Raw genomic sequence first — 23,490 nt, 5'->3', positions numbered from 1 at the left:
GGCCTTCCGGGGATCGGCGACAGACCGATGTTCGGCCTGTCTCGCACGACCCAGCCGCCGAGGGCAACTTCTCGGCGCGCTCGTCCGGGGACTCGTGCAAGGCAGCTTCCGGCTCGCCCGTTGTGGGCTCTGCGCCGCCATCTTCTTCGTCTGCGGGCGGTGTGATCGAGGGCAGATGTACTGCGGCAGCGGTTGCCGCGACGCGGCTCGCCAGCGGGCCCAGCGCGCGGCGCGGCTGCGGCACCAGCGCTCCCCCGAGGGGCGCCTCGATCACCGCGATCACCAGCGTGCCTACCGCGCCCGACAAGGCCGGCGCGTGATGGATACGGGTTCCGATAACTTGCCCCCGTCCGCCAGCGTGTGCCCGCGGGCCGGCGCGCCGACGTCGAGGGACGACGTGGCCGTCGCCGGCCCGCAGGAGTCGAGGGATGGACGAGCTGGTGATGACGATCTCCGCGACGCCGCGGGAGACGCGGGTGTTGCTGACGCAGGGGCCCGACGAGGTGATGAAGGCCCGGCTGCGGTCGGTGGCCACGCCGGCGCATCGGTTCGCCGGACCCATGCTGTGCGAGTCGATGGCGCTCTGGCACGATCAGAGGGTCCGCGCTGTCGTTTCTGCGGAGTCCGAGGACGTCTTGTTCGCCCTGGGTTTGTGCGACGGCCTCGGCGTCGCGCGCGCGACGCTTCACTACGTTGTCGAGCCTCTGTTCATGGACGCCCCGCCCCGCCGTGGTCAACGGCTGCCGGGGATCGGTAACTTCCGTGGCGAGCATCGCCTTCGCAGGAGCCTCGGTCGATGACGATCGACCAGGCCAAGGAGGCGGAGATCCGCCGCCTGCACTTCGCCGAGCACTGGAAGGTCGGCACCATCGCGACGCAGCTCGGTCTGCACCACGACACCGTCGAGCGCGTGCTCGGCCTCGGCAAGGGGGCGCGCTCGCTGCCCATCGTTCGCGACGCGGAGGCCGCGATGAGCGAGGTGCCTTTGCCGCTGCGCGGCTACGAGGCCTTCGTCATCGAGACGCTGACGCAGTATCCCCGGCTCCGCGCCACGCGCCTGTACGACATGCTGGTGGAGCGCGGCTACGAGGGCAGCATCCGCACGGTGCGACGGCATGTCCGGCTCGTGCGCCCGGCGCCTCAGAGCGAGGCCTTCCTCCGCGTCGAGCCGCTCATCGCCGAGCAGGCCCAGATCGACTGGGCCTATATCGGCAAGCTGTGCGTCGCGGGAGGCACGCGTCAGCTCTGGGCCTTCGTCATGGTCCTGTCGTACTCGCGCGCGATCTGGGGCGAGCTCGTGCTCGATCTGTCCGCGAGCTCGCTCCGCCGCTCGCTCGTGCGCGCGTGCTGCTACTTCGGCGGCGCGACCAGACAGTGGCTCTTCGACAACCCCAAGACCGTTGTCATCGAGCGCCACGGCGACGCGGTGCGCTTCCACCCGGACCTGCTCTCGCTCGCCGGGCAGCTCTGCGTCGCGCCGCGGCTCTGCGCCGTGCGCAAGCCGCAGCACAAGGGCAAGGTTGAGCGAGCGATCCGCTTCCTGCGCGACCGCTTCTTCGCCGCGCGGACGATTCGTGACCTCGATCAGGGCAACGCCGAGCTGCTCGCCTTCCTCGACGAGATCGCCAACGTGCGCCCGCACCCGCGGTGGCCTGAGCGGCGCGTCGACCAGGTGCTCGCGGAGGAAAGGACGCGGCTGCTCGCGCTGCCCGACCCGCTGCCGGAGACCGACCTCGTCGAGCCCGTGTCCGTCGACAAGACCGCCTTCGTGCACTTCGACGGAAACCGCTATTCGGCGCCGTCGATCCACCACGGCAAGACGCTGACGCTCGTCGCCAGTGACAGGACCGTGCGGCTCTCGGACGGCAGCACCGAGGTAGCGCGGCACGCGCGCTGCTGGGGACGACGCCAGATCATCGAGGCGCCCGAGCATCGTGCCGAGCTGCTCGACCACAAGCGCGCCGCGCGCGAGGCCAAGGGGCGAGATCGGCTCGGCGCCGCGATCCCCGGCTTCGAGATCCTGCAAGCGCGCTGGGTCGAGGCCGGTCGCAACGTCGGCTTCATGACCGCCAAGGCCCTGCGCCTTCTCGACCTGTACGGCGTCGAGATCCTGGGCGCTGCGGCGCGCGAGGCCATCGCCCGCGGCACCCACGATCCCGGCGCCCTCGCCGTGCTCTGCGAGGAGCGCCGCCGCGCCGCCGACGGCCCCGTCCCCATCGACATCGATCTCGGAGCCCACGTCCCCGATCGCGACGTGATCCCCCACGACCTGGAGTCCTACGATGCCCAACGATGACGTCGCCGAGCTGATTCGCTCTCTCGGCGTACGCGTGTCGCGCGAGGCGCTGCTCGCGCTCATCGCGCACGCCACCACGGCGCGCCTGTCGCCGGTGCAGACCTTCGAGGAGCTCGCCGCCATCGCCCGCCGCGAGCGCGCGGAGCGCAACCTCGCCGCGCGCGCCAAGGCGGCGACCCTCGGCGCCTTCAAGCCCCTTGAACGCTTCGACTGGAACCACCCGCGCACGATCCAGCGTGAGCTCGTCGAGGAGCTGATGACCCTCGACTTCATCGCCAAGGGGCACAACGTCCTGCTCCGAGGTCCGAGCGGCGTCGGCAAGACCATGCTCGCCCAGAACCTCGGCATGCTCGCGCTCCAGCGCGGCTACACCGTGCGCTTCACGACGCTGTCGGCCGCGCTCGCCGATCTGCTCAAGCAGGAGTCGCTGCCGGCCCTGGAGCGGCGGCTGCGGAAATACACGGCCCCGTCGCTGCTGATCCTGGACGAGATCGGCTACCTGCCGTGCAGCCGTCAGTCCGCCGACCTGCTCTACAACATCATCAGCCGCAGGCACGAGAGCCGCTCGCTCGTGCTGACGACGAACTTGCCATTCAAGCAGTGGAGCACGGTGTTTCCAGGCGCGGCGTGCGTCTCGGCGCTGATCGACCGCTTCGTCCAGCACTGCCACATCCTCGACATCGATGCCGACTCGTGGCGGCAGAAGGAGTCGCTGGCCATGAGCGAGGCGCGCTCCAGGCCGAGGGCGGAGGCCGCAGAGCCGCCTGCGCCCGCGGCAACGAAGCGGCGCTGACCCGGGCGAGATCGGGTCAGATTTCCGCGGCGCCCAGGGTGAGATTCCCGCGGGCGCCGCGGTCATTTCTCTGCGGACGCGAGGGTCACGTTTCCGCGGATTGTCGCGGTCAGATTCCTGCGGATTTTCGAGGCCATCTACAGAAACTGGCGCGGCTTGATATCGAGCGCGCCGCCGCGCAAGCCGCTGATGCACGCAAGCGCCTCGACGCGGCGAGTTTTCAGATTGCGCGCTGGGTGTCTGCGGAGCGGCTCAAGGATCGCGAAGCTCGCGTCGCTGAGCTGTGCACGAATGGTGAGGACGAGCAAGCCTGTGGCGAACGGCTACTACAGGAGCAAAAGCGCGCGGAACAGAATGCGAGAGATGCGGAAAGTATTGCAATGGCGCTGGAAGATCTCGATTCGTCGCTGCGGGGTCGACTGGAGTCATTTCGCACTAGCGTGATTCGACCGGTTATACCCGTGCAGCAGGCGCTCCTCCGTAGAATGGTGCGAGATCAGCGGTTCAGTATGGCGAAGGTCTCTTTTAGGCAGTTTTATGGCAAACAGCACGCCGAGGCCCAGGTGCCGCTTCATGGTGCCGAAGTTCCCGTTAGATTGATCGCGAGCGAGGCTCAGCGTACAGAGATTCAGCTATCGCTCCTGCTTGCTCTCGCACTCAATCATCAATGGTGCGGCTGGCGCGCGCTGCTGCTTGATGATCCAACCCAGCATCATGACATTATCCATGCGTCGGCTGTGTTCGATGTGCTTCGTGACTTCGTTTGCGACCACGGCTTTCAAATTGTTTTTGCTACCCACGACGCAGGGCAGGCGCGGTTCTTCGAGCGTAAGCTCCAGAATGACGGGCTGCCGACCAACGTATATACGTTACTCCCTGGGCAGGACGGCGTTGTTGCTAAGTCCGGCTGAGGTCTCCCTGCTCTCGAAGGTATACGCGCGCTCAGGTTGCTGAATGGCGGTCGCCGGGCGCCATGCAGCGCGGTTGATGCCCTGCAAGGTGGTTCATGGACAGCGGGCCGTTGGCGATCCCGATTTGTCGTGCTCAATGTACGGTAGCATCGCTAGCTAGATGTTGCAGTCATCCCCGTGGAATTGATAGACGGGGGGACGGGGACCAGCGGAGCCCTGCGGTGGAGCAAGGCTGGCCTGGACGCGGGGTTCAGGGGAGGCGCTGGTGCCAGGAGAGCATCACGCGCAGGTGCGTCACCTGCGTGCGCGGCAGGGCAGGCGCCACGAGCAAGATGCGGCCGTCCGGGGCCACGGTGTAACTCTGAAGGTCGGGATCGGCCTGGCCAAAGGGCTTGTCGTAGATCACGAGGGGCGGGCCGACGGGACGGGCGTCGAGAGGAGAGACGGGGGCGGCGTGGAGCTTGCCGTCGGCACGGTAGTAGACCCGCGCGCCGTCAGGGGACCACGCGGGCTCGGTGCCCTCGCGCGGCGAGATCTGACGCTTCACCTTGCCGTCGGGAAAGGACACGACATAGACCTGCCGCACGCCGGCCTCGTCGGAGGTGTACGCGAGCCAGCGGCCGTCGCGAGAGAAACGAGGGTACCGGTCGTCCGATGGGCCGACGATGAGATCCCGCGGGCGGGCGTCGTCCAGGGAGAAGACCCGGATGTCGCGGGGCGAACGGCCGTCGGGCGACATCGACAGGGCGATGTGCCGGCCGTCAGGAGACCAGTCGACCGCAAGGGCGAAGTTGATGAGGCCGTCGGCGAGCCGGCGCTCCTCGCCCGTGGCGAGCGACTTGACCCACGCGCCGAATCGACCCCCGCGCATGCCGCTGAAGGCGAGCCAGGTGCCGTCCGGCGAGATCGCGGCCGACTCGACCTCGTTGTCGAACACGACACGATCGAAGATGCCCCGGGCCTCCTCGCGCACGTACGCCGTGTACGTGTCCTCCTTGAGCACCACCGAGAGCTTCTTGCCGTCGGCCGAGAAGCGCGGCTCGGCGAAGGGGAGCGGATCGTCGATGAACGGAGACGTCTTTCCGTCGTCGCCGAGCCACGCGAGCTGGCTCTCCTCGTGGAAGACGGCGCCGGGCACCCAGACGAGCGTGCCCTCGTCGGAGACATCGAAGAACGAGGCGTAATCGGTGCCGTCCGTGAGCACGCCGTCCACGATGGCGTGCTCGGGACCGGCGAGGCGCAAGGCGCCCACGTCGAAGCGGGCCGCGTAGATCGTCCCCTTGCGCTCCCAGAGGAGATGATCGCCGCGCGGGGTGCGGGCGAAGCGCGGCGTGGAGCCGCTCTGGACCACCGTGGCGCGCGCGCCGGTCGAGAGGTCGAGCACCTCGATGCGGGTGTCCTTCTTGCCACCCCAGGAGGTGAACAGGACCGCCCGGTTGTCAGGGAGCACGCACGGGAGCACCTGCGCGTAATCGCCGAGATCCGGGCGAACCTCGGAGACGAACCGGAAGTCGCCGCCCTGCGCAGGGATGCGCGCCAGGCCGCGACCCCACTCCGGAAAGAACGACACGAACCCGTCCGTCCCCCACGCGGCGCCCGCCGACCACGCAGCGCTGGAGAGCCGCTCGCTGTTGCCGCCGAGGACCCGGCGCTTCCAGAGCTCGCCGCCACGGTAGAAGGCGACCCATTCGCCGTCGGGCGAGAGGGTCGGGTCCCAGCCCTCCTCGGTGCCCGGGAGCAGCGCCGCGCTCCCTTCCGCGAGGCTCCGGTACCAGAGCCCGAAGACGCCATCCGCGCCGGCCGCGCCGAAGACGACGCGGCTGCCGTCGTCGGAAACCGCGAGGCGCAGCCGGGTCAGCGGCGCCTGGGGGGCGGGATACAGGAGATCGAACTGCCGCGCGGGCGGCCCGGGCGCGGGGGTTTCGAGCGCGCGCAGGAGCCCCGCCGAAGTCGCGGCGCCGACGAGGGCAGCGCCGGCCGCGGCGAGCGCGAGGCGCCTGCGGCCAGCAGCGCGCGCGGCGCGCGCGGGGGCGGGCTCGGGCGGAACGGCCGAGGAACGGCCGGAAGGAGCGAGGGCGCCAGAGGGACGGCCGGCAGGCGCGAGAGCGGCGCGGCTGCCCGGCGGAGGAGGGACGGAGGACGGGCGGCCGGCGGGCAGAGGCGCCGCGGAGGGGCGGCCGGCGGACAAGGGCGGCGTGGCCGAAGGACGGCCGGCGGACGGGGGAGGGACGGAGGAGGGGGCAGCGACGGAGGAGGCGGCAGCGGCGGAGGAGGGGCGGCCGGCGGGCAGAGGCGCCGCGGCCGAAGGACGGCCGGCAGGACCGGCAGGCGCGGGCGCGGAAGGGCGGCCGGCAGGGGCGCGGGCCGCAGCGAGGGAGCCGGCGGGCGCGACGGCGGCGGCGGGCGGGGGCGCCGCAGCGGAGCCGGCGACGGGCGCCGGAACGGCCGCCGCGGCGCCGCCGGCCGGCGCGGGGGCCGCAGCGCCGGACGCGGGCCCTGGAACGGCCGCCGCGGCGCCGCCGGCCGGCGCGGGGGCCGCAGCGCCGGACGCGGGCCCTGGAACGAGCGCCGCGGCGCCGCCGGCCGGCGCGGCGGCCGCAGCGGCGTTGCCGGCGCGCGCGGCGTGCGCCGGCGACGACGGCAGCGTGGCCCGGGTCTGACGCAGCTCGAGGAGCGCCTCCTCGATCTCCTGGCAGGCAAGGCCGATGTCCGGCAGCCGTCGGGCCGGATCCTTCGCGAGGCAGCGCCGCAGCAGGTCGACGACGCGCGGGGGGACCTCGGGCGACACGAGGGCCATGTCGGGCTCGCGCTCGAGCGTCGTGGCGAGCCGATCCGCCACGGTCTCGCCAGGAAAGGCGACCTCGCCGGTCAGGCACTCGTAGAGGAGCACCCCGAACGCGAAGATGTCCGCGCGCCGATCGACGCCGCGGCCCCGGATCTGCTCGGGGCTCATGTAGCCCGGCGTGCCAAGGATGATGAACGGCAACGTGAGCGTCGCGGCCGACAGCGGGGGCGCGTCGTCGGCGTCCGGCTTCACGGCGCGCGCGATGCCGAAGTCGACGAGCTTGGCCTTGCCGTCGCGCGTGAGCAGGACGTTGCTCGGCTTCAGATCCCGGTGGATGAGCGCCGCCTCGTGCGCCGCCTCCACACCCCGGCCGATCTGCAGCGCGAGCGGCAGCGCCTCCATCACCGGGAGCGGCCCGCGGGAGAGCCGCTCCGACAGCGTGGAGCCGACGACGAGCTCCATGACGAGGTAGTCGGCGTCGTCCTGCTCCAGGCCGTAGACGGTGGCGATGTTGGGGTGCGAGATCGAGGCGAGGAGCTTCGCCTCGCGCCGCAGCCGCGCGCGCTGCCCGGGGTCGTCCGTGACCGCCCGCGGGAGCGCCTTGATCGCGACAGGCCGCTGGAGGCGCGTGTCGCGCCCGGAGAAGACGATCCCCATGCCGCCCCGCGCGAGCAGGCCGGTGATCTCGTACGCGCCGATCCGCCGCCCCACCATGGCCGCGAGGTCGGCGTCCTCCGCCGTCGGCTGGTCGAAGGCGCGCCGGCGCCGCTCGGTCGCGTCGCCCTCCGCGCCGTCCAGCGCGTCCGTCACGAGAGACGTCGTCGTGCGAGGGGCCGCCGCGGCGTCGCGCCCCACGGCGCTGACCGCCCCCGACGCACGCAGGCTGGAGGTGTCAGCGCGCTCCAGCGCCCGGCCTTCCTCTCCGCCCGGTACGCCGGATCCGCCGGCGTCCACGTCGCTGTTGGCCTTCACACCACGTCTCCTGGGGGGAGGCCAGGATAGCTCGGTCCGCGCAAAGCTCCTTCAGAAGATGGCGTCGATGTCCGCGGACAGCGTGGCCCAGCTCACGCGCGCTGCGCGCATCGAGGGGCCGGGCACGTGAGCGACCGCGAGCTCACCTGCAGGCGACAGTGACCTCGGCGCCGTGGTCGCTGACCAGGCCCTCGCGCGCGACGCGGAGGCGGTACCGCACGTGGACGCCCGGCGCGACCTGCCCGACGGCGTGCTGGTACGAGGTCTCGTCGTGCACGACGGCGACGAGCCGGTAGGCCGCGCTGTCCGGCGCGAGCGGCGAGCCGCGGTAGAGCTTGCCGACGGCGGCCTCGATCAGGTAGCGCGCGCCCGGCTCGCCGGTGCCGCGCCAGCTCAGGTGGTTGACGCGGTTCGGCCGCGCCGCGACCTGGAGATCCGCCGGCGCCGCGAGCCGGATCGACGAGGACGAGATGCGGCCGCTGCTCGGCGTGGCCGGCGCGGGGGTGCTCGGCGTGGCCGGCGCGGGGGTGCTGCCGTGGCTCTCGCGCGCGCCCTGCGCGGGCTCGCCCTGCGCCTTCAAGGAAGCGCTCGAGCGCCGCCGGCGCTGCGCGAGCTCGGCGACGGGGCGCGCGGCCCTCGCCGCCGCCGCGAGCGCCAGATCCCTGGCGCCCTCGGCCGCGAGCAGCCCGCGCTTCGCCTCGGCGCGGCCCCGCTCCGCCTCGACGAGCTCCGCCATCGCCCGCTCCGCGGCGCCCCTCGCCTCGGCGACGGCGTCCTCGGCCTGGCGCAGATCCTCGGAGCGCTGGCCGAGCAGCCGCCTCGCGCACCCGAGCCGATCCAGCGTCTCGCCGTCGAGGCCGAAGCGGCCGCGATGGGCCTGCGCCACCGCCTCGAAGTTATCGAGCCAGCGCGCGAGCTCGTGAATGTCGCCCGGGAGCGGGTCAATCATCCCGGCCTCCAGCGCCGCGCGCCTGTCGCGCCGCGGGGGCGCTCCCGCGCCGCGCGCGGCCGAGGCCATCTCGGGTGCTCCCTCGTTCCATCATGGCCGCGCAGGATGCCACCCCCGGTCGCGGAAGGGAACGCGCGGGGGCGCGAGCGAGGAGAAACAAGGAGGCTCGACACGAATGAATCGCGCGCGAAACCAGGGGGAAACAGCGGTCCGCATAACGATGGCCCCCGGCGAGGCTCCGTGTGAGCTCCAGCGGTCCTGTCATGTCTCTCCCACTGCCTGCGATCCCAGAAGGCCTGCCGAAGCAAGGTGACGTCATCGCCGGGAAGTATCGTGTCGAGGGCGTCCTCGGCGCCGGCGGGATGGGCGTCGTCGTCTCTGCCCTCCACATCGCGCTCGGCCAGCGCGTCGCCGTGAAGTTCCTGTCGCCGACGGCGCAACAGGTGTTCCCGGACGCGAGCGCGCGCTTCCTGCGCGAGGCGCGATCGGCCATGGCGATCCGGAGCGAGCACGTCACCCGCGTCCTCGACATGGGGGAGCTCGACGGCGGCTCGCCGTACATCGTGATGGAGCTGCTCACCGGGCTCGACCTGTCGCAGCTGCTCAAGTCGCGCGGCGCCCCGCTCCCGGTCGACGAGGCCGTGGACATGATCCTCCAGGCGGGCGAGGCCATCGCCGAGGCGCACTCGCTCGGGATCATCCACCGGGATCTCAAGCTCACGAACCTCTTCCGCACGACGTACGCGGACGGCGCTCCGTTCGTGAAGGTGCTCGACTTCGGCCTCTCCAAGCTCGTCGCGCCCGACGCCGGCGGCGGCGTGGAGTCGAGCCTCACCCTGACGAGCGTCATCGTCGGCTCGCCGCACTACATGTCGCCCGAGCAGATCCGCAGCCTCAAGCACGCCGACGCCCGCAGCGACATCTGGGCGCTCGGCGTGATCCTGTACCAGCTCGTCTCCGCGCGGCGGCCGTTCCGGGGCCACAGCCTGCCGTCGATCTGCATGAGCGTCGCGACCGACACGCCGAGGCCGATCCACGCCTTCTTGCCGGACGTGCCGCCCGCGCTCGACGACGTGATCCAGCGCTGCCTCGACAAGGACGTGAACACCCGCGTGCAGACGGTGGCCGAGCTCGCCGAGGCGCTCGCGCCGTTCGCCTCGCCGCACGCGGCGGTGTCGCTGCGCCGCATCCTCCGGGGGCGGCCCAGCTATCCGGCGGTGAGCTCGCGCCCGAGCGCCCCTCCTCCCTCCAGCGCCGTCCCCGAGCCGACGAGGCTCCCCGCGGACGCGTGGAGCGCGGCGCTGGCGGGGCAGGGGAGCGCCGCGTTCCTGCCGTGGCTCCAGGGCTTCGACGCCTTCGCCCGCGCCCACGGCGCCCGGCTCGGCCTGGACGAGGCGAGCCTCGCCGCGGTCTCCACGGCGCGCGCGAGCCTGGAGCGCGCCGACCGCGGCGTGGACGACGCCGCGTCGTCCGTCGCCGAGGCAGCGCAGCGGGTCGCGCGCGCCGAGGCCGCGGTCGCCGAGGCCGAGCGGCGCTGCGACGCGAGCCAGGGCGCGCTCGGCGCCGCGGTCGTCGCGGCGAGGGAGCGGATCGTCGGCGAGGTGCTCGGCGCCCTGCGGCCCATCGTCGAGGACCTCCTGGAGCACGACGACATCACCGGCGCGATCCTCCGGCAGATGGGGCTCCGCCCGTCCGCGCTGCCGCGGCGCGCGAGCGACCCCGCCGTCGCGGCGAGCGGCCGCCCGCCGGCGAGCTCGGCGCCGCCGCCCGCGTCGCCGCGCTCGTGGCCGGCGCTCGAGCCGCCGAGGCGCCTGCTCGTGCTGGTGCAGCCCGGCCGCACCAACGTGCTGGAATGGGCGAGCGGCGACGCGCCGGGCACGAGCTACGTCATCGAGGCGGCCGTCGGCCAGCTCTACCGCGGCACGCCGGTCGACCCGGAGCCGAGCGCGTACAGGCCGATCGCGACGGTGATGGACAGGACGACGTACCGCCACGTCGTGGGGTCGGTCCCGGCGGGGGTCCGGGTGAAGTACCGGGTCCGCGCGGGACACGGCAGCTCGCTGAGCGGTTACAGCGCCGAGGTCATGGTCGCTTGCAAGTGACCGGCCTGCGCTGCCTGGAGCGGCGCTACGTGGCCTCGTCCCCGAAGAGCGCGTCCATGTCCAGCTCGACCTCCACGAACGGCTCTGCCCTGACCCGCTCGCCACGCTCTGCGGTGAGGATGAGCAGATAGCCTTCGGGCGTCCACCGATAGACCATCAGCGTCTGATCCTCGGGGTCGACCATCCAGTGGTGCGGCACCTCGCATCGCTGGTAGACGCGCATCTTCTTCACCCGATCGTTGCGCGCGGTGGTGGGCGAAAGCACCTCGCAGACCCAGTCGGGCCGCACCGGGATCGGCGTCGTCTCCGGCAGCTCGGGCAGCCTCTCGCGCCGCCATCCGAGCACGTCGGGTCGATAGACGTGCTCCTGCTCGAGCAGCACCTCGGTCTCGGTCACGATCCACCACCCGCCCGGGAGCCGCCCGCCCGGCCGCCGGTCGTACGGATCGCCGATGCGACCGCCGAGCACGCGCTGCGCCCTCCCGTGGGGGCCGCTGGGCCTGGCCTTGCGAACGAGCTCGCCGTCGACGATCTCGTGGAAGCGCTGCTCCTCCGGGATCGCCAGCAGATCCGCGAGGTTGGCCCGGGTACCGAGCTTGCCGGCGACCGACATGCGGCGAGCATACCGCGCGCGCCGCGGGCCTGCAGGCCGACCGCGGCCGGCGCCTGTCCTCCGAAGCACGGGGCGCACGGCGCGGCGCGCGGGCTCCCGGTGCGCCGGGCGCCCCGGCCGCTACAGGCGACCTGCCACAACTCCGCCACAACCTCTCCGCGCCTGTTCCTCGTCGCGGGCGCGGGCGCGCCTCGCCCGGGGGGTACTCCCATCGACGCTGCGGCGGCACCCGAGAGGGCCGCGCAGCGCTCACCCCACGGAGGTCCTGTGCAGGCGCAAGCTCCCTGTCTCCCCATCCCATCCTCGCCGCAGTCCGCCATGGAAGCCGGCATCCCGGACCCGCCCGAGCCTCGCGGCGACGCCGCGGCGGCGCCCCCGGCCGGCGCCGCCGCCGCGCCCGCGGCGCCCGGCGGACACCCCGGCTGGACGGCCGCGCTCCTCGCCGAGCGGTCGCCCGCGCTGCTCCGCGACGACCTGTCCCGGTTCGGCGTCGGCGTCGGCCTCGCCTCGCTCTACGGCCTGGCGCTCGGCGCGCGCCAGGGCGGCGTGTCGCTCGTCCAGCACGCCGCCGGCGTGCCCGCCGCCGTGATCGCCGTCGCGTGCCTCGGCGTGCCGGCGCTCCTCATCGTCCTCACGCTCTTCGACGCGCCGCTCGACCCGCCGCGCGCCCTGTCGGCCACGGCGCGCGCCGCCGCGGCGACGGGCCTCGTGCTCGGTGGCCTCGCGCCGGCCGCCGCGCTCTTCGTCGTCACGAGCGCGTCGGACCTGACCGCCGCCCTCATGGGCCTGCTCGGCCTCGCCGTGGCCGGCGCCCTCGGCGTTCATGTCCTGCTGCGCGACCTCCGGGCCGCCCTCCAGCGCGACGGCGGCCTCCTCCTCGCCGGGCAGGGCGCTGCGCTCCTCGGGTTCGCGGGGTTCGCCGTCGCGCTCGCCCTGCGCGTCTGGTGGGGGACGCTCCCGATCCTGAAGGGAGGTGCCCTGTGAGCGCCGCCGTCATCAGCCGCCTCCTCCGGGCGCCCTCGGACATCGCCGCGAGCTGCCGCGAGGACAGGGACACCCGCGCCATCGCGCTCGCGTCGCTCGGCGCCGTCGCCCTCGGCTCCGCCGTCTTCGGCGCCGTGATCGGGAGCTTCCGCGGCCAGGAGCAGATCCTCTACGCGGCCATCAAGGTGCCGCTCGCCATGCTGATCACGCTCGCGCTCTCGGCCCCGGCGTTCCACGCGCTCGCCGCGGTCCTCGGCCGCCCCTGGCCGATGCGGTCCTTCGTCGCCCTCGCGCTCGCGTCGGCGGGCCGCTCCTCGCTCGTGCTGCTCGCGCTCGCGCCGGTGCTCTGGCTGCTCATCGACCTGGGGCTCGGCTACCACGCCTCGTCGGTCGCCGCCTGGCTCGCCTACGCGGTCGCGGGCCTCGCCGCGCTCGGCGTGCTCGTGCGCGGGATCGGCGCGGGCCCGGGCCGCGCGCTCACCGCGCTCGCGTTCGTCGCGGTGTTCTTCGCTGTCGGCGGCCAGGCCGCGTGGATCCTCCGGCCCTACCTCGGGCGGCCGAGCGAGAAGGCGGTCCCGTTCCTGCGCGCCCGCGAGGGGAGCTTCTCCGACGCGCTCGTCCGGAGCTGCCGCTCCGCGCTCGGCATCTACGACCGCGTGGCCCCGGGCCGGCTGCCGGGCGTCGAGCACCGGACCCCGGGGGGCGAGCACTGGACCCCGGCCGTCGAGGGGGACGAGCACCACGAGGAAGGCGCCGCGCGCGAGCGCGAGGGCCTGCCGGAGGGCTCGCGATGAGCCTGCGCGACCTCTCGGTCCTCTACCTCATCGCCGGGCTCGCGTGCGCCGTGGCCGTCTACCGCGCCTCGCGCCATGACGGCCACGGCGCGCGCCGCCGCGCCGCCCTCTCCGCGGCGCTCTGCGTGCCGCTCTGGCCCATCTGGGCGCCCGTCGCGCTCACCGCGCGCCGCGCGGAGCCCGGCGGCGCCCCGGGCACCGCCGCCGCCGCCGCGCGCGTCCAGGGCGCGCTGCGCGAGGGCGTCAGCGCGTGCGCCGGCACGTCGTTCGAGGCGCTGCTGTCGCGCGAGGCCGCCGCGCGCATCGAGGCCGAGGTGACGCGCGCCGCCGCCCGCCACGCCGAGCTCGACGCGCTGCTCCGCCAGGGCGGCTTCGACGAGGCCGCGGCCGCGGCGCGCGTCGCCGAGATCGAGCGCGGCGGCGCGGGCTCCGGGCGTGCGCTGGCGACGGCGCACCTGCACCTCGACAACATCCGGCGCCTCCGGGCGATGCGCGACCGCGACGCCCGCGCCCTCGAGGAGCTCGCGGACCTCGTGCAGGCGCTCCGCACGCAGCTCGTGCTGGCGCGCTTCGCCGGGTCCTCGGTCGAGGGCGTCGGTGGTATCGTGTCCGAGGTCTGGGCGCGCGTGGAGGGCCTCGGCGCCGCCATCGACGCGCACGGCGCATGCTCCGGGGAACCGATCGAGACGTGAGCAAGCACATCCTGGTCGTCGACGACGAGGCGCGCATCCGCGAGGTCCTGCTCTACGCCCTGCAGAAGGAGGGCTACGCCGTGACGGCGGTGGCCGACGGGCGCGCCGCCGTCGAGGCGGCGGGGGCGGGGAACGTCGACCTCGTGGTGCTGGACGTGATGCTCCCCGAGCTCGACGGCCTCGAGGTGTGCCGCCGCCTGCGCGCCGGCGGCAGGACGCCGATCCTCTTCCTGTCGGCGCGCGCGGACGAGGTGGACCGCATCGTCGGCCTGGAGCTCGGCGGCGACGACTACCTGACGAAGCCGTTCTCGCCGCGCGAGCTCGTGGCGCGCGTGCGCGCGCTCTTGCGGCGGGCCGAGGCGCCGCCGCCCGCGCCGGCGGAGGCGCGCGCGGCGGTGCTCCGCCACGGGCCGATCGAGGTGGACACGGAGCGGCACGAGGCGCGCTACCTCGGGCAGCCCGTGTCGCTCACCGCGACGGAGCTCGGCGTGCTCGGCGCGCTGCTCGAGCGGCCCGGGGTCGTGCTGTCGCGCGGGCAGCTCATGCAGCGCGCCTACCGCTACGACAACCTGATCACGGAGCGCACCATCGACACCCACGTCCGCCGGATTCGCGCGAAGTTCCGGGTAGTTGGCGGCGATCCGATCGCGACGGTGCACGGCGTCGGGTACAAGGTGAATGGGGCGTAGCCGGGCGGTGCGGTGTCGAGCGGTGCGATGCCGGCGGGGGCGACGCCGAGCGGTGCGACGGCGGGCCGTGGGATGCGTACGATGATCGCGCGCCTGCGCCGGGAGCTCGGCCGGATCCGCGTCCGGCTGCTCGTCGTCAACCTGGTGGTGCTGCTCGTACCGGTGGCCGGGCTCGAGTTCGCGCGCCTCTACGAGCGGCAGCTCCTCGGCTCGCTGGAGCGCGACATGGCGAACCAGGCGGCCCTCGTGGCGGCGATGCTCGCCTCGGGCCTCGACCGGGGGCTCGCTCTCGGGGCGCCGGAGCACGGCGAGGTGCTGACCCAGGCCGCGCGGCACACGCGCACGCGCGTGCGGGTCCTCGACCGGGAGGGCGCGGTCGTCGTCGACTCGCACGAGAACGGCCCGCCCGAGGGGCCCGAGCCGCCGGTCCCCGCGCTGGTCCAGGCGCCCGGCCAGCGCGAGCGCGACCATGCTCCGAGCTCCGCGCGCTTCACCGAATATGCTGAGCGGGTGCAGCCGATCGGCCCGGGCGCGCGCGAGCGCTGGTCCGAGATCCTGGATCGCCCCGAGGTCCACGAGGCGCTCGGCGGGCGGCGCGCCGCGCGGACGCGCGTCCGGGAGCGGCCGCCGGCGGTCTTCCTGTTCCTCGCGGAGCCGATCCGGCGTGGCGGCGAGGTGCTCGGCGCGGTCTACGTGGTCCGCTCGACGCAGCCGGTGCTCGTGGAGCTCTACCGGATCCGGTCGGGCCTCACCCGGGTGCTCGTCGTCGCGAGCCTCTTCACGGGCCTGGTGACGCTGGCGCTCGCGTGGACGATCTCGCGGCCGCTCGGCAAGCTCTCGCGCGCGGCAAAGCGCATCGCCGCCGGCGAGCGCGACATCGAGGTGCCCGTCTCGGGGAGCGGAGAGATCCGCGAGCTCGGCGAATCGTTCGCGGCGATGAACGAGCGGCTGGGGGCGCGCCTCAGGTACATCTCGGACTTCGCGGCGGACGTGGCGCACGAGTTCAAGTCGCCGCTCACGTCGATCCGCGGGGCCGCCGAGCTGCTCGACGAGGGGGCGGCGGACGACCTCGAGGCGCGGCGGCGCTTCCTGCGGAACATCGAGCTCGACGTGGAGCGGCTCGACCGGCTCGTGTCGAGGCTCCTGGAGCTGAGCCGCATCGAGGCGTCGAGCGAGGCGATGACGGTGCTCGACCTGGAGGCGCTCGTCGGCCGTGTGGTGGAGCGGTGCACGAGCCGCGAGAAGCCGGTGGTGCTGCGGTACGAGATGCCGAAGCGGCTCGTGCGGGCGCGGCAGACGGACCTGGAGACGGCGCTCCTCAACCTGGTGGACAACGCGGTGAAGTTCTCGCCGGCGGGCGAGGCGGTGGTCGTGACCGTGGAGGGCGGGGAAGCCGGGGAGGGGAGGAAGACGGTGAGGATCTCGGTGCGCGACAGGGGGCCGGGGATACCGGCGCAGCATCTGTCCCGGATCTTCGACAGGTTCTTCACGACCGATGAGAGCAGGAACGGGACGGGGCTCGGGCTCGCCATCGTGAAGAGCGTGGTCGAGGCGCACGGCGGGGTGGTGACCGTGGAGAGCGCGCCGGGGGAGGGGGCGAGGTTCGTCGTGGAGCTGCCGGTGCGGCAGTAGAGAGGGAGCTGGACGACCGCGGCGGCCGCGCGCCAACGTCCGCAGCGCGCCTCCGCCTCGCGACGCGCCGAGCCCTGGCGCGGCGATGGCTACAGGCCGCGCAGGGTCGTCCGGGGATGGGGCTGGAGATCGATCGGCTCGAGCTTCAGCCAGGCCGTGCCGTTCTGATCGCGCGCCTTCGTCTCGGTGATGTGGACCAGGGTGACGCGGCGGTTCCGGAGGAGCGGCCCCAGATCGACCGGGCTCCGGTCCTGGAGCATCCCCGGCACGTGGCCCCGGTTGAGCTGCGCGACGAGCTGCTCGAGCAGCAGGTACGAGGGCCAGGCCGTCGGCGCCGAGTCGATGAGGATGGATGACGCCGGCGACATCCGCGGCAGGAAGTGGCCCAGGAGCGCCAGGATGTCCGCCGGACCGTGCCTGAAGTCCGAGAACAGCAGATCGACCGGCTCACCGGCGAACGGGTAGCGATCGAAATGGCCCGCCTCGTCGAGAGCCATCCTCTCGTGCACGAAGGTGATGTGCTCCTGCAGACCCAGCAGCCTCGACACCTCCGCGAAGTACTGCCGCGCCGTCGTGGCCTCCAGCGAGGCGAACTGCCGCCTGCGCAGCTGCTCGACGACCGTCTCCAGGAGGCCCTCGCCGCTCTCGAACAGGTCGAGGTCGTCCACGGTCCAGACGTGCCCCACCCCGTTGCGCTTGGCGGCGAGCGCCATCCAGAACGCCGACGCCCCGAGCCCCGTGCCCAGCTCGACGACGGTCCTTGGCGCGTGCATCTTGACGAGGCTGTAGAGGAACAGGCTGAAATCCTCGGTCCCGAAGACCGTCCCGACCACGTCGCTCAGGAGCAGGAGCCTGGCGCGCTCGTCCATCTCCATGGAATGTCCCGCCTTTCTCGTATCTCGATCGCCGCCGCTCAGCGGCTCGCTCCCCCGAGCGTGAAGGTGCGCCGCGCGTTCCTGGATTCGTCGAACGCGGACGAGGCCTCCCAGAAGCCATAGATCACCGTCAGGCGCTCGCCCCGCGAGACGTCGCTGACCGCATGGTAGGAGACGCCGCCCAGGGAGAAGCCGACCGCCGTGTTGAAGACGTGCCGGAACATGGCCCGCACGTCGTTGACATCGCTGCTGCCGAAGAAGACGAGATTCCCGCCAAAGTCGTCCTGCCAGTCCCTGGAGAGCTGGACGACGATCCGATGGGTCTCCTCGCCGGGCGCGCTGTCGGTGTGAAGGCCGATCCCCTGCCCGTCGACGAGCTTGTGCGCGCCGACGCAGACGTTCGGGCGAAACCGGGTCCCGAACAGCTGCTCCGCCAGCACCGTCACCTGGCCGAGGGCGGCGGGCGAGAGCAGCGGCGCGGCGATCGCGTCCGGCAGCGCGGCCACGTCGCGGAAGTTGAGCTCGAACTGATCATAGAAATGGTGAACCGCGCGCCGCCAGGGCGCCGCGCTGTCCAGCCATCGGCCAAGCCGCTCGGCCAGCCCGGCCTCGTAGAAATCGTCGAGCACGAAGTGAAGAAACGGATCGCGGCTCGTCTGCAGCAGCCTGGGCTTCATGGGCGTCCTCATGCAAGGGAGAGCATCCGCGCTTCGATCTCGTCGAGCAGCTGCCGGACGCCCTCCGTGAGCAGGTGTCGAAATGGGGCCAACCCCGCGCCGACAGGGCGCTGCCGAAAACCGCGCCGCGCGCGCCGGCGCAGCGCCTCCGCCCGCCCGGGCGCGCAGTCGGCGACGAGCCCCTCCGTCGACCACAGCCAGTAGACACCGTACCAGACGGCGCACGCATGGACATAGGAGTGGAGCCGGATCGTGGCGCCCGTCCAGGGAGACGTCACCGTTGCCCGGTTGGCCTCCGGCGCGTTCAGGAAGGGCTGATCGAGCTCCTCGTGGACGTGGAGGAGGCAATGAATCGCCTCGTGGACCAGCGCTTCCACCACCGCTGTCATGTCCACGTCCGGGAGGTGAGCGTTCGTGAGCCGAACGAGCCCCGCGCACGGGGCGAAGGTGCTGGACTGAAATGCCGTCGCGCCGGCGGGCTCACGTCGAAGCGCCAGCACCTCCGTCGAGGCGGTCACGATCTCCAGCGCGGGCGCGCACGCCCGGCGCAGCGCCGCGAGCCCGTCCACGACCCTGCCGATCGCGATCGCGAGCTCACGGCGATCGTGGGGCACGGTCACGGCGATACCGAACTCGTCGTCCGGAAAGGGAAACGGGCTCCCCTCGTCGAGCGTGATGCCCGTATCCCCGAGGGGCGGGCCAGGCGCCGTCCAGCGCTCCGGCGCGGAGGGATCCAGGAGGCGATCGCCGCGGGCCGTCCAGAGCGAGCCGGGTAGCTCCGTCGCGAGGCCGGCCGAGGCGAGCTCGGCCAGCAACAGCTCGGAGAAGAGCCGTCCATCGAACGGGTCGGCCACGTCGCGGCGCAGGAGCATGGCGACGGCGGGGGCGCGGAGAAAACGACGGCGCCGTCGCTCCGGCAGGAGCGCGAGGCCCTGCGCGAGGGATCCCTCCGGATCCGAGCGCGCGAACGCGGCGGCGGCGCGGCGCGCGAGGTGCTCCTCGAAGGCGTCGCGCCACGCCAGGGGATCCACCTCGGCCGGCTCCCAGCGCAGCAGCTCCGCCATCACGTGAAGCGGCGGAACCCCGCCGACCCCGCCACGCTCCCGCGGGTCGTCGCAGCGCCGCGCCGATGCGTGCGCCAAGGTCATGCGCTCACCTGGATCGACGGCGCCTCGCGCAGCCTCTCCATCAGCGGCTGGCACAGATCGCGGCCGATGTCGGTGAGGGCAGGGCTGTCGCGCAGGGGCCGCTCGAGCGCCTCGACCTCGGCGGTCAGCCTCGCCTCGAGGGCCCGGCAGTGCGGGTCCTCGGCCAGCCCGCTGCGCAGCAGCGTGCGGTAGAAGAGCAGCATGTTGGCAAAGGCGTGATAGCCGATGAGGATCTTGCTCAGCGGCCGATGCCGCTGCACCGCGGGCGAGTAGTATTGCTGCGCGTCGCTGCCGTCCACCACCGGTCCCACGCGGGAGACGAGGTAGAAGCGCTGGTGAGACGACTCGTGCACCAGCATCTCGGCGATCTCGATGGGGTTCGCCGACCAGGACACCAGGACGATGCCGGGCGCGTGCATCCAGCTGCTGCTGCGCGTGCGGCTCTCCTGACAGCGGCAGACCACGACGCCGCGCAGGACGCGCTCGACCCAGGTCAGGTACACCGGCGCGTGCCGCGCCAGGAGCTCCAGCGCGTCCGCGAACGGCTGGGCCACGTCCGGCGTGACCGGGGGAAACGCGAAGATGGAGTGGAAGTCGTCCTCGACGATCATATCGCGCGGCACCGCGTCCGACGGGAAGAGCGTGATGGGCCGCCGCCTCCCCACCTGGAGCAGCCGCTCAAGGCCCTCCGCGCTCCACCCGTTCTCCTCGCGGTGCAGCGCGGCGACGAAGCGCCCTCCGTCCACCCCCTTCAGCTCCAGGGCCGCGGCGGCGCCGCTGCTGTCGAGCGACACCTCCCGCGCCGCGGGGAGCACGAAGGCGCCGTCCCAGCACAGCCGTCGCCCCTCGCTCAACGTCGCGGCCCACCGCCCCGGGAAACCCCGGGCCGCGAGCCGCAACGCCACATCGACGAGCACGTCGACCGCGGAGACGTCGTCCGACTCGAGGGCCCGCAGGACGCGACCGAAGGACAGATCCCACGTGGTCTCGAAGTCGGTCGTGGTCCCCAGCCACCGCTCGAGGGTCTCCACGAGGCCGTGCGAGCGGCTCCGGAGGAGATCGCGCTTTTGCGAGAGCAACATCTCCACGGACGCGGTGCCGTGGGCGACGGCGATGAAGGTGGCCCGGTCGTCGCCGGAGCGCTCGGGGCACGAGAACTGACGGTAATTCCAGGGCTTCACGGTGAGACCTCCAGTCGCCCCGCCGTCGATCCGGCCGCCGTGGGGCGGATCTGGATCAGCGAAGGCGGCACGTCGGCGCGGAGGGCGGCGGCCATGCGCTCCGCCACCGCATAGAGCGCCTCGCAGTAAATCGATGGATTGGCGAACGATCGGCCATCGTAGCGATGGGGCAGGTAGCCGCCCCCGCAGCTCTGGAGGTGAGGGCACGCCTCGCATTTCGCCGACGGGCGCTGGATCTCGTCGATGCGATAGGCGTCCGTGCGCGCGTCGAGCGGATCGGTCGCGACGTTGAGCCGATCGACCGAGAACTCCCCCTGGCAGAACCGCAGCACGTCGCTCACCCCGATGGATCCGTCGGACTCCACCACGCACAGCTTCCGCAGGTCGCCGCCGAGCGCGTCGAGCTGCGGCTTGATGCCCATGAACGCCATCAGCATGACCTCGAAGAGGCGGATCTGCGGCGCGCGCTCCTCGAGCGCGTACCACGCGTCGAACGCCTCCTGCAGGAAGCGCCGGAACGGCGCCACCCCCGGCCAGCCGGGGGACTGGTTGACGTAGTTGACGTCGGGGAGGAGGAACTCGAAGCAGTCGAAGCCGTTCTCCACGAACCACCGCACCACGTCACCGCCGTTCACCGTGGGATCGACGACGCAGAGGACGCCCCCGAGGAGCCGGTCGAACCTGGGGCCGGCCCGCCGCAGGCGCTCGATGTTCTGGAGCAATTGCCTCGTCGAGCCCTTGCCGTTGAGAAAGACGCGGTGGCGGTCCGCCACCTCCGGCGGGCCATCGAGGCTGATGCCGAAGCTCATCCCGTTGCGCTCGAACAGCACCAGCCACTCCTCGTCGAGGAGGAGCCCGTTGGTCTGCAAGATCAGCCGCAGCTCCACGCCGGGGCACAGACCGCGGAGGCTGTCGATGATGCGCTGCATGCGCGCCTTGCCGACGAGCAGGGGCTCACCCCCGTGCATCTCGACGACGAAGCGCTCCAGCGAGTATTTCGCGCACTGCTCCGCGATGCGGCGCCCGACCGCGCTCACGACCTCGTCCGGGACGATGGGCGGCCGCCCCTTCCACGAATCGTCTCCACGATTGTAGACGTAGCAATACGTGCAGTTCAGGTTGCAGCGCTGCGCGATCTTGAACACGATCCAGTCGAGCGGCGCCAAGGACGTCGTTGTCACAGCCATCGACCTCTGCCCGCCAGGCGCTTGCCGTGCGGACCCTATGCGTGAGTGGTCTGCGCTATCCGCGTTTCGTGGACACAGCGCACGGCCCGAGGCGCGTGACGTGCTTCGGGCCGTGCGCGACGGACCTACGGGGTCTGGGGGAGCTTCACCTTCTCCAGTGCGCCTTCGATCCTCGACGGGCTGGCCCTCGAGTGGCCGCTGCCGTGCCGATCATAGCCGTCGGCCGCGATCGAGCCGAGCTTCGCCCGCTCCGCCAGCCGCGCCACGATCGAGTTCTTGATCTTGTTCAGATCGTCGTCCGAGGCATTCGCGAGATCTACGGTGAGTACCTTGTCGCTCATGTTCTGTCTCCTCCCTGAAATCAGGGGGACGGGTCCGCACGATGCTGGCAAAGAGCGCCTCTCAAGACCTCCCGTCGCCCGGCTGCCGAGGATGGCGGCATTGCGTCGTTGTTCCTCGACGCTCGACGAAAGGAAGGCCCCTCGTCGCGCCTGGTACGTTGTCGCCCAGGCTCGTCCCGGGGTCGTCGCTCACGGGGGCCTGTGCTCCGGCCCCTCCGCCACGACCCCGGGACGAGCCTGGGTGACGCGGCACCAACGCTGCCCCCGGTCTCCGGCTGCCTGATCCGGATTGGTCTGATTCGGCGCGCCAGGAACCCAGCAGGTGCGCACCCCCGCCCCCAGCTTCAGGTGAGCTTCAACGTAGCATCGCCGACCGCGCGGCCGCAATGGCTGCTTCCGCCCGAAGCGTGCTGCCGGTTTCTGACGTCCAGGGGACGGCAATGTCCGGCGTGATTCCCTCCGCCTCGCTATGGCCGTCGGCGCGAAAACGAATGCAATCGGGCATGCGCACGGTGACGCCGATGTTCTGCAAATGGAGGATCACGCCGCCGGCCATGTAGCCGCAGCCGGAGCCGAGCGTCCGCTCCCCGAGGAGGGTTGCGGCCCCGTTGTCCTTCAGCAACGCCGCGAAACCCTCTGCCGCCGAGGCCGTCCAGCGATCGACGAGCACGTACAGGGGTCCTGTCCAGACGCCTTCCCGGTACGCGTACTGGCCTGGATTGAAGAGGAGGCCCTTCGTCTTCAGTCCATCCAGCTCGCCAGGCCGGGCATACCGCAGGTAGCCGGGGAACCGGCCGACCGGCTGGCATGGCGCCTCCAGGGCGGCCTGCGTCCAGGCAGCGGAGAGATCGCAGCGCTGCGCCGCCTCGGCGCGCATGCCCTCCGCCGTGTCGCGCGCGCTCTCCAGCAAGGCGCGATGCTCGGCCGGCAGATCGGTGCGCTTCAGCTCCTCGGCGAAGGCGTCGCGGGCCGCGGTGAACCGCTTCTCCCAGAGGGGGTGCCGGATGAAGCCGAGCTCGGGTGTCCGCAGCGGGACGGCGGTGAGCGCGCGGGCCATCGGATCGGCCACGCTCGACCCACCCCCGTTGCCCGTGATGTCGACGAGGAGCGAACCCGCCCCGGCGCGGTCCAGCTCCTCGAGCTGCGCCGCCAACCGATCGATGAGCGCGGATTCCACCTTCAGCGTGAAGGCATCCTGACACTCCACGTCGCACGGTGCCTTCTGCGCCCTGCGCTGCTCCTCCCATTGCGCCGCGCAGAGCGCGGGGAACGCCTCGACGCCGAACGAGGGGATGCGCAGCACCGCCATCGGGCGGTGCCCCTCCTCTTCGATCAACCCCGCGGGGAAGGGCCGCTCCGCGGTCCCGCCGCCGAGCGGTCGCCAGCGGGGCAAGGCGGACCACGTTATCTCGCCGAGATCCGCGGCCTGGTACCCCATCCGTGCGCAGGCCTCCGCTCCGGGCGTCTCCGTCGGGAGCGCCTCGGGGTCGGCGGGCGTCTTGCCGGTCAGGCGGAGCTTCCAGCGCTCCAGCGTTCCCGGGCGGGTGCGGACCTTGAGGTGGTTGTCGTCGAAGGCGGCGACGAAGGCCCGCAACGCGGCCTGCGCCTCGTCGAGATTGCGGGCGTGACGCAATGCCTCGCGGGTCCGCGCGTCGAGGTCCCGGGGCGAGAGCTTCCGGGTACGGAGTCGCTCGGTGAAGTTCGCGTAGGCCGCGGGCATCTGGTCCCGCAGGGTCTCGTAGTCCGCGAGCCAGCCAGCGCGCGTGGCCTCGGTGGGCGGCCAGCACCATGACCCCAGCGCGGCCAGCGCGACGACCCCCGCGATGAACAAGCCTTTCCGCCTCATGGTCCCCCCATCCATCACGAAGG

20 protein-coding genes are annotated in these 23,490 nt (G+C 72.5%); 10 read left to right on the top strand and 10 right to left on the bottom strand.

Annotated features, from left to right (window positions below; all coding sequences use genetic code 11):
* Window positions 1-428: 428 nt before the first annotated feature.
* Genes WMF24_RS25700 through WMF24_RS25685 form a run of 4 tightly spaced genes read left to right on the top strand, consistent with a single transcriptional unit; the run spans window position 429 to window position 4,000 of the window.
* Window positions 429-800: a hypothetical protein gene (locus WMF24_RS25700; protein WP_437730021.1), complete on the top strand. Its 372-nt coding sequence runs from the start codon at window positions 429-431 to the stop codon at window positions 798-800.
* Window positions 797-2,296, top strand: a complete 1,500-nt coding sequence (gene istA, locus WMF24_RS25695) for an IS21 family transposase (RefSeq protein ID WP_437730020.1) — start codon at window positions 797-799, stop codon at window positions 2,294-2,296. Before WMF24_RS25700 ends, istA begins: the two co-directional genes overlap by 4 nt.
* Window positions 2,283-3,089 (top strand): IS21-like element helper ATPase IstB, encoded by an 807-nt coding sequence (istB, locus tag WMF24_RS25690; protein WP_437730019.1) that lies wholly within the window; start codon window positions 2,283-2,285, stop codon window positions 3,087-3,089. The genes istA and istB overlap by 14 nt, the downstream gene beginning before the upstream one ends.
* A 38-nt stretch (window positions 3,090-3,127) precedes the next feature.
* Window positions 3,128-4,000 carry a hypothetical protein gene (locus WMF24_RS25685; protein WP_437730018.1) on the top strand — a complete coding sequence of 291 codons (873 nt, stop codon included), beginning with the start codon at window positions 3,128-3,130 and terminating at the stop codon, window positions 3,998-4,000.
* A 250-nt stretch (window positions 4,001-4,250) separates the two neighbouring features.
* Here WMF24_RS25685 and WMF24_RS25680 read toward each other — a convergent pair whose 3' ends face one another.
* A complete protein-coding gene (locus WMF24_RS25680) occupies window positions 4,251-7,757 on the bottom strand; it encodes a protein kinase domain-containing protein (RefSeq protein WP_437730017.1) in 3,507 nt (1,168 codons plus the stop codon).
* A 142-nt stretch (window positions 7,758-7,899) separates the two neighbouring features.
* Entirely contained in the window at window positions 7,900-8,706 is an 807-nt protein-coding gene (locus WMF24_RS25675) for a hypothetical protein (RefSeq protein ID WP_437730016.1), read from the bottom strand.
* Between the two features lie 263 nt (window positions 8,707-8,969).
* Here WMF24_RS25675 and WMF24_RS25670 point away from each other — a divergent pair, with 263 nt between their 5' ends.
* Window positions 8,970-10,808: a serine/threonine-protein kinase gene (locus WMF24_RS25670; RefSeq protein ID WP_437730015.1), complete on the top strand. Its 1,839-nt coding sequence runs from the start codon at window positions 8,970-8,972 to the stop codon at window positions 10,806-10,808.
* Between the two features lie 25 nt (window positions 10,809-10,833).
* On the opposite strand, the gene WMF24_RS25665 is transcribed toward WMF24_RS25670, so the two are convergent.
* The gene (locus WMF24_RS25665; protein ID WP_437730014.1) at window positions 10,834-11,421 is read right to left on the bottom strand and encodes a Uma2 family endonuclease; all 588 of its coding nucleotides are present in this window, start codon (window positions 11,419-11,421) and stop codon (window positions 10,834-10,836) included.
* A gap of 318 nt (window positions 11,422-11,739) precedes the next feature.
* On the opposite strand from WMF24_RS25665, the gene WMF24_RS25660 reads away from it, so the two are divergent.
* From WMF24_RS25660 to WMF24_RS25640, 5 genes are all read left to right on the top strand, one after another.
* The gene (locus WMF24_RS25660; RefSeq protein ID WP_437730013.1) at window positions 11,740-12,405 is read left to right on the top strand and encodes a hypothetical protein; all 666 of its coding nucleotides are present in this window, start codon (window positions 11,740-11,742) and stop codon (window positions 12,403-12,405) included.
* On the top strand, window positions 12,402-13,199 hold the full coding sequence (locus WMF24_RS25655; protein WP_437730012.1) for a hypothetical protein: 798 nt from the start codon (window positions 12,402-12,404) through the stop codon (window positions 13,197-13,199). Before WMF24_RS25660 ends, WMF24_RS25655 begins: the two co-directional genes overlap by 4 nt.
* Window positions 13,196-13,891, top strand: a complete 696-nt coding sequence (locus WMF24_RS25650) for a hypothetical protein (RefSeq protein WP_437730011.1) — start codon at window positions 13,196-13,198, stop codon at window positions 13,889-13,891. Before WMF24_RS25655 ends, WMF24_RS25650 begins: the two co-directional genes overlap by 4 nt.
* Window positions 13,888-14,580, top strand: a complete 693-nt coding sequence (locus WMF24_RS25645) for a response regulator (protein WP_437730010.1) — start codon at window positions 13,888-13,890, stop codon at window positions 14,578-14,580. The genes WMF24_RS25650 and WMF24_RS25645 overlap by 4 nt, the downstream gene beginning before the upstream one ends.
* Window positions 14,581-14,652: 72 nt before the next feature.
* On the top strand, window positions 14,653-16,212 hold the full coding sequence (locus WMF24_RS25640) for an ATP-binding protein (protein WP_437730009.1): 1,560 nt from the start codon (window positions 14,653-14,655) through the stop codon (window positions 16,210-16,212).
* 89 nt (window positions 16,213-16,301) lie between these two features.
* Here WMF24_RS25640 and WMF24_RS25635 read toward each other — a convergent pair whose 3' ends face one another.
* The 7 genes from WMF24_RS25635 to WMF24_RS25605 form a co-directional block, all read right to left on the bottom strand.
* Window positions 16,302-17,087 carry a class I SAM-dependent methyltransferase gene (locus WMF24_RS25635; RefSeq protein ID WP_437730008.1) on the bottom strand — a complete coding sequence of 262 codons (786 nt, stop codon included), beginning with the start codon at window positions 17,085-17,087 and terminating at the stop codon, window positions 16,302-16,304.
* Window positions 17,088-17,125: 38 nt separating this feature from the next.
* Window positions 17,126-17,764 (bottom strand): cyclophane-containing peptide 2OG-Fe(II) oxygenase YhhC, encoded by a 639-nt coding sequence (gene yhhC / locus WMF24_RS25630; protein WP_437730007.1) that lies wholly within the window; start codon window positions 17,762-17,764, stop codon window positions 17,126-17,128.
* An 8-nt stretch (window positions 17,765-17,772) separates the two neighbouring features.
* Window positions 17,773-18,912 carry a hypothetical protein gene (locus tag WMF24_RS25625; RefSeq protein ID WP_437730006.1) on the bottom strand — a complete coding sequence of 380 codons (1,140 nt, stop codon included), beginning with the start codon at window positions 18,910-18,912 and terminating at the stop codon, window positions 17,773-17,775.
* Window positions 18,909-20,093: an aKG-HExxH-type peptide beta-hydroxylase gene (locus WMF24_RS25620; RefSeq protein WP_437730005.1), complete on the bottom strand. Its 1,185-nt coding sequence runs from the start codon at window positions 20,091-20,093 to the stop codon at window positions 18,909-18,911. Before WMF24_RS25620 ends, WMF24_RS25625 begins: the two co-directional genes overlap by 4 nt.
* Window positions 20,090-21,280 (bottom strand): radical SAM protein, encoded by a 1,191-nt coding sequence (locus WMF24_RS25615; RefSeq protein ID WP_437730004.1) that lies wholly within the window; start codon window positions 21,278-21,280, stop codon window positions 20,090-20,092. Before WMF24_RS25615 ends, WMF24_RS25620 begins: the two co-directional genes overlap by 4 nt.
* Before the next feature lie 125 nt (window positions 21,281-21,405).
* A complete protein-coding gene (locus tag WMF24_RS25610; RefSeq protein ID WP_437730003.1) occupies window positions 21,406-21,621 on the bottom strand; it encodes a hypothetical protein in 216 nt (71 codons plus the stop codon).
* A 355-nt stretch (window positions 21,622-21,976) separates the two neighbouring features.
* Complete coding sequence (locus tag WMF24_RS25605; protein ID WP_437730002.1) at window positions 21,977-23,467, bottom strand: S41 family peptidase; 1,491 nt, start codon at window positions 23,465-23,467, stop codon at window positions 21,977-21,979.
* Between the last annotated feature and the right edge of the window lie 23 nt (window positions 23,468-23,490).

It is taken from the genome of Sorangium sp. So ce1335, from assembly GCF_051521615.1.
GTDB lineage: Bacteria > Myxococcota_A > Polyangia > Polyangiales > Polyangiaceae > Sorangium.
This window is presented reverse-complemented; position numbering and strand designations above follow the sequence as displayed.

Coding starts and splice junctions, on each gene's coding strand:
- yhhC (WP_437730007.1), bottom strand. CDS start 17,764: ATGAAGCCCAGGCTGCTGCAGACGAGCCGCGATCCGTTTCTTCACTTC.
- WMF24_RS25665 (WP_437730014.1), bottom strand. CDS start 11,421: ATGTCGGTCGCCGGCAAGCTCGGTACCCGGGCCAACCTCGCGGATCTG.
- WMF24_RS25610 (WP_437730003.1), bottom strand. CDS start 21,621: ATGAGCGACAAGGTACTCACCGTAGATCTCGCGAATGCCTCGGACGAC.
- WMF24_RS25670 (WP_437730015.1), top strand. CDS start 8,970: ATGTCTCTCCCACTGCCTGCGATCCCAGAAGGCCTGCCGAAGCAAGGT.
- WMF24_RS25635 (WP_437730008.1), bottom strand. CDS start 17,087: ATGGAGATGGACGAGCGCGCCAGGCTCCTGCTCCTGAGCGACGTGGTC.
- istB (WP_437730019.1), top strand. CDS start 2,283: ATGCCCAACGATGACGTCGCCGAGCTGATTCGCTCTCTCGGCGTACGC.
- istA (WP_437730020.1), top strand. CDS start 797: ATGACGATCGACCAGGCCAAGGAGGCGGAGATCCGCCGCCTGCACTTC.
- WMF24_RS25605 (WP_437730002.1), bottom strand. CDS start 23,467: ATGAGGCGGAAAGGCTTGTTCATCGCGGGGGTCGTCGCGCTGGCCGCG.
- WMF24_RS25675 (WP_437730016.1), bottom strand. CDS start 8,706: ATGATTGACCCGCTCCCGGGCGACATTCACGAGCTCGCGCGCTGGCTC.
- WMF24_RS25660 (WP_437730013.1), top strand. CDS start 11,740: ATGGAAGCCGGCATCCCGGACCCGCCCGAGCCTCGCGGCGACGCCGCG.
- WMF24_RS25625 (WP_437730006.1), bottom strand. CDS start 18,912: ATGACCTTGGCGCACGCATCGGCGCGGCGCTGCGACGACCCGCGGGAG.
- WMF24_RS25615 (WP_437730004.1), bottom strand. CDS start 21,280: ATGGCTGTGACAACGACGTCCTTGGCGCCGCTCGACTGGATCGTGTTC.
- WMF24_RS25640 (WP_437730009.1), top strand. CDS start 14,653: ATGCGTACGATGATCGCGCGCCTGCGCCGGGAGCTCGGCCGGATCCGC.
- WMF24_RS25700 (WP_437730021.1), top strand. CDS start 429: ATGGACGAGCTGGTGATGACGATCTCCGCGACGCCGCGGGAGACGCGG.
- WMF24_RS25650 (WP_437730011.1), top strand. CDS start 13,196: ATGAGCCTGCGCGACCTCTCGGTCCTCTACCTCATCGCCGGGCTCGCG.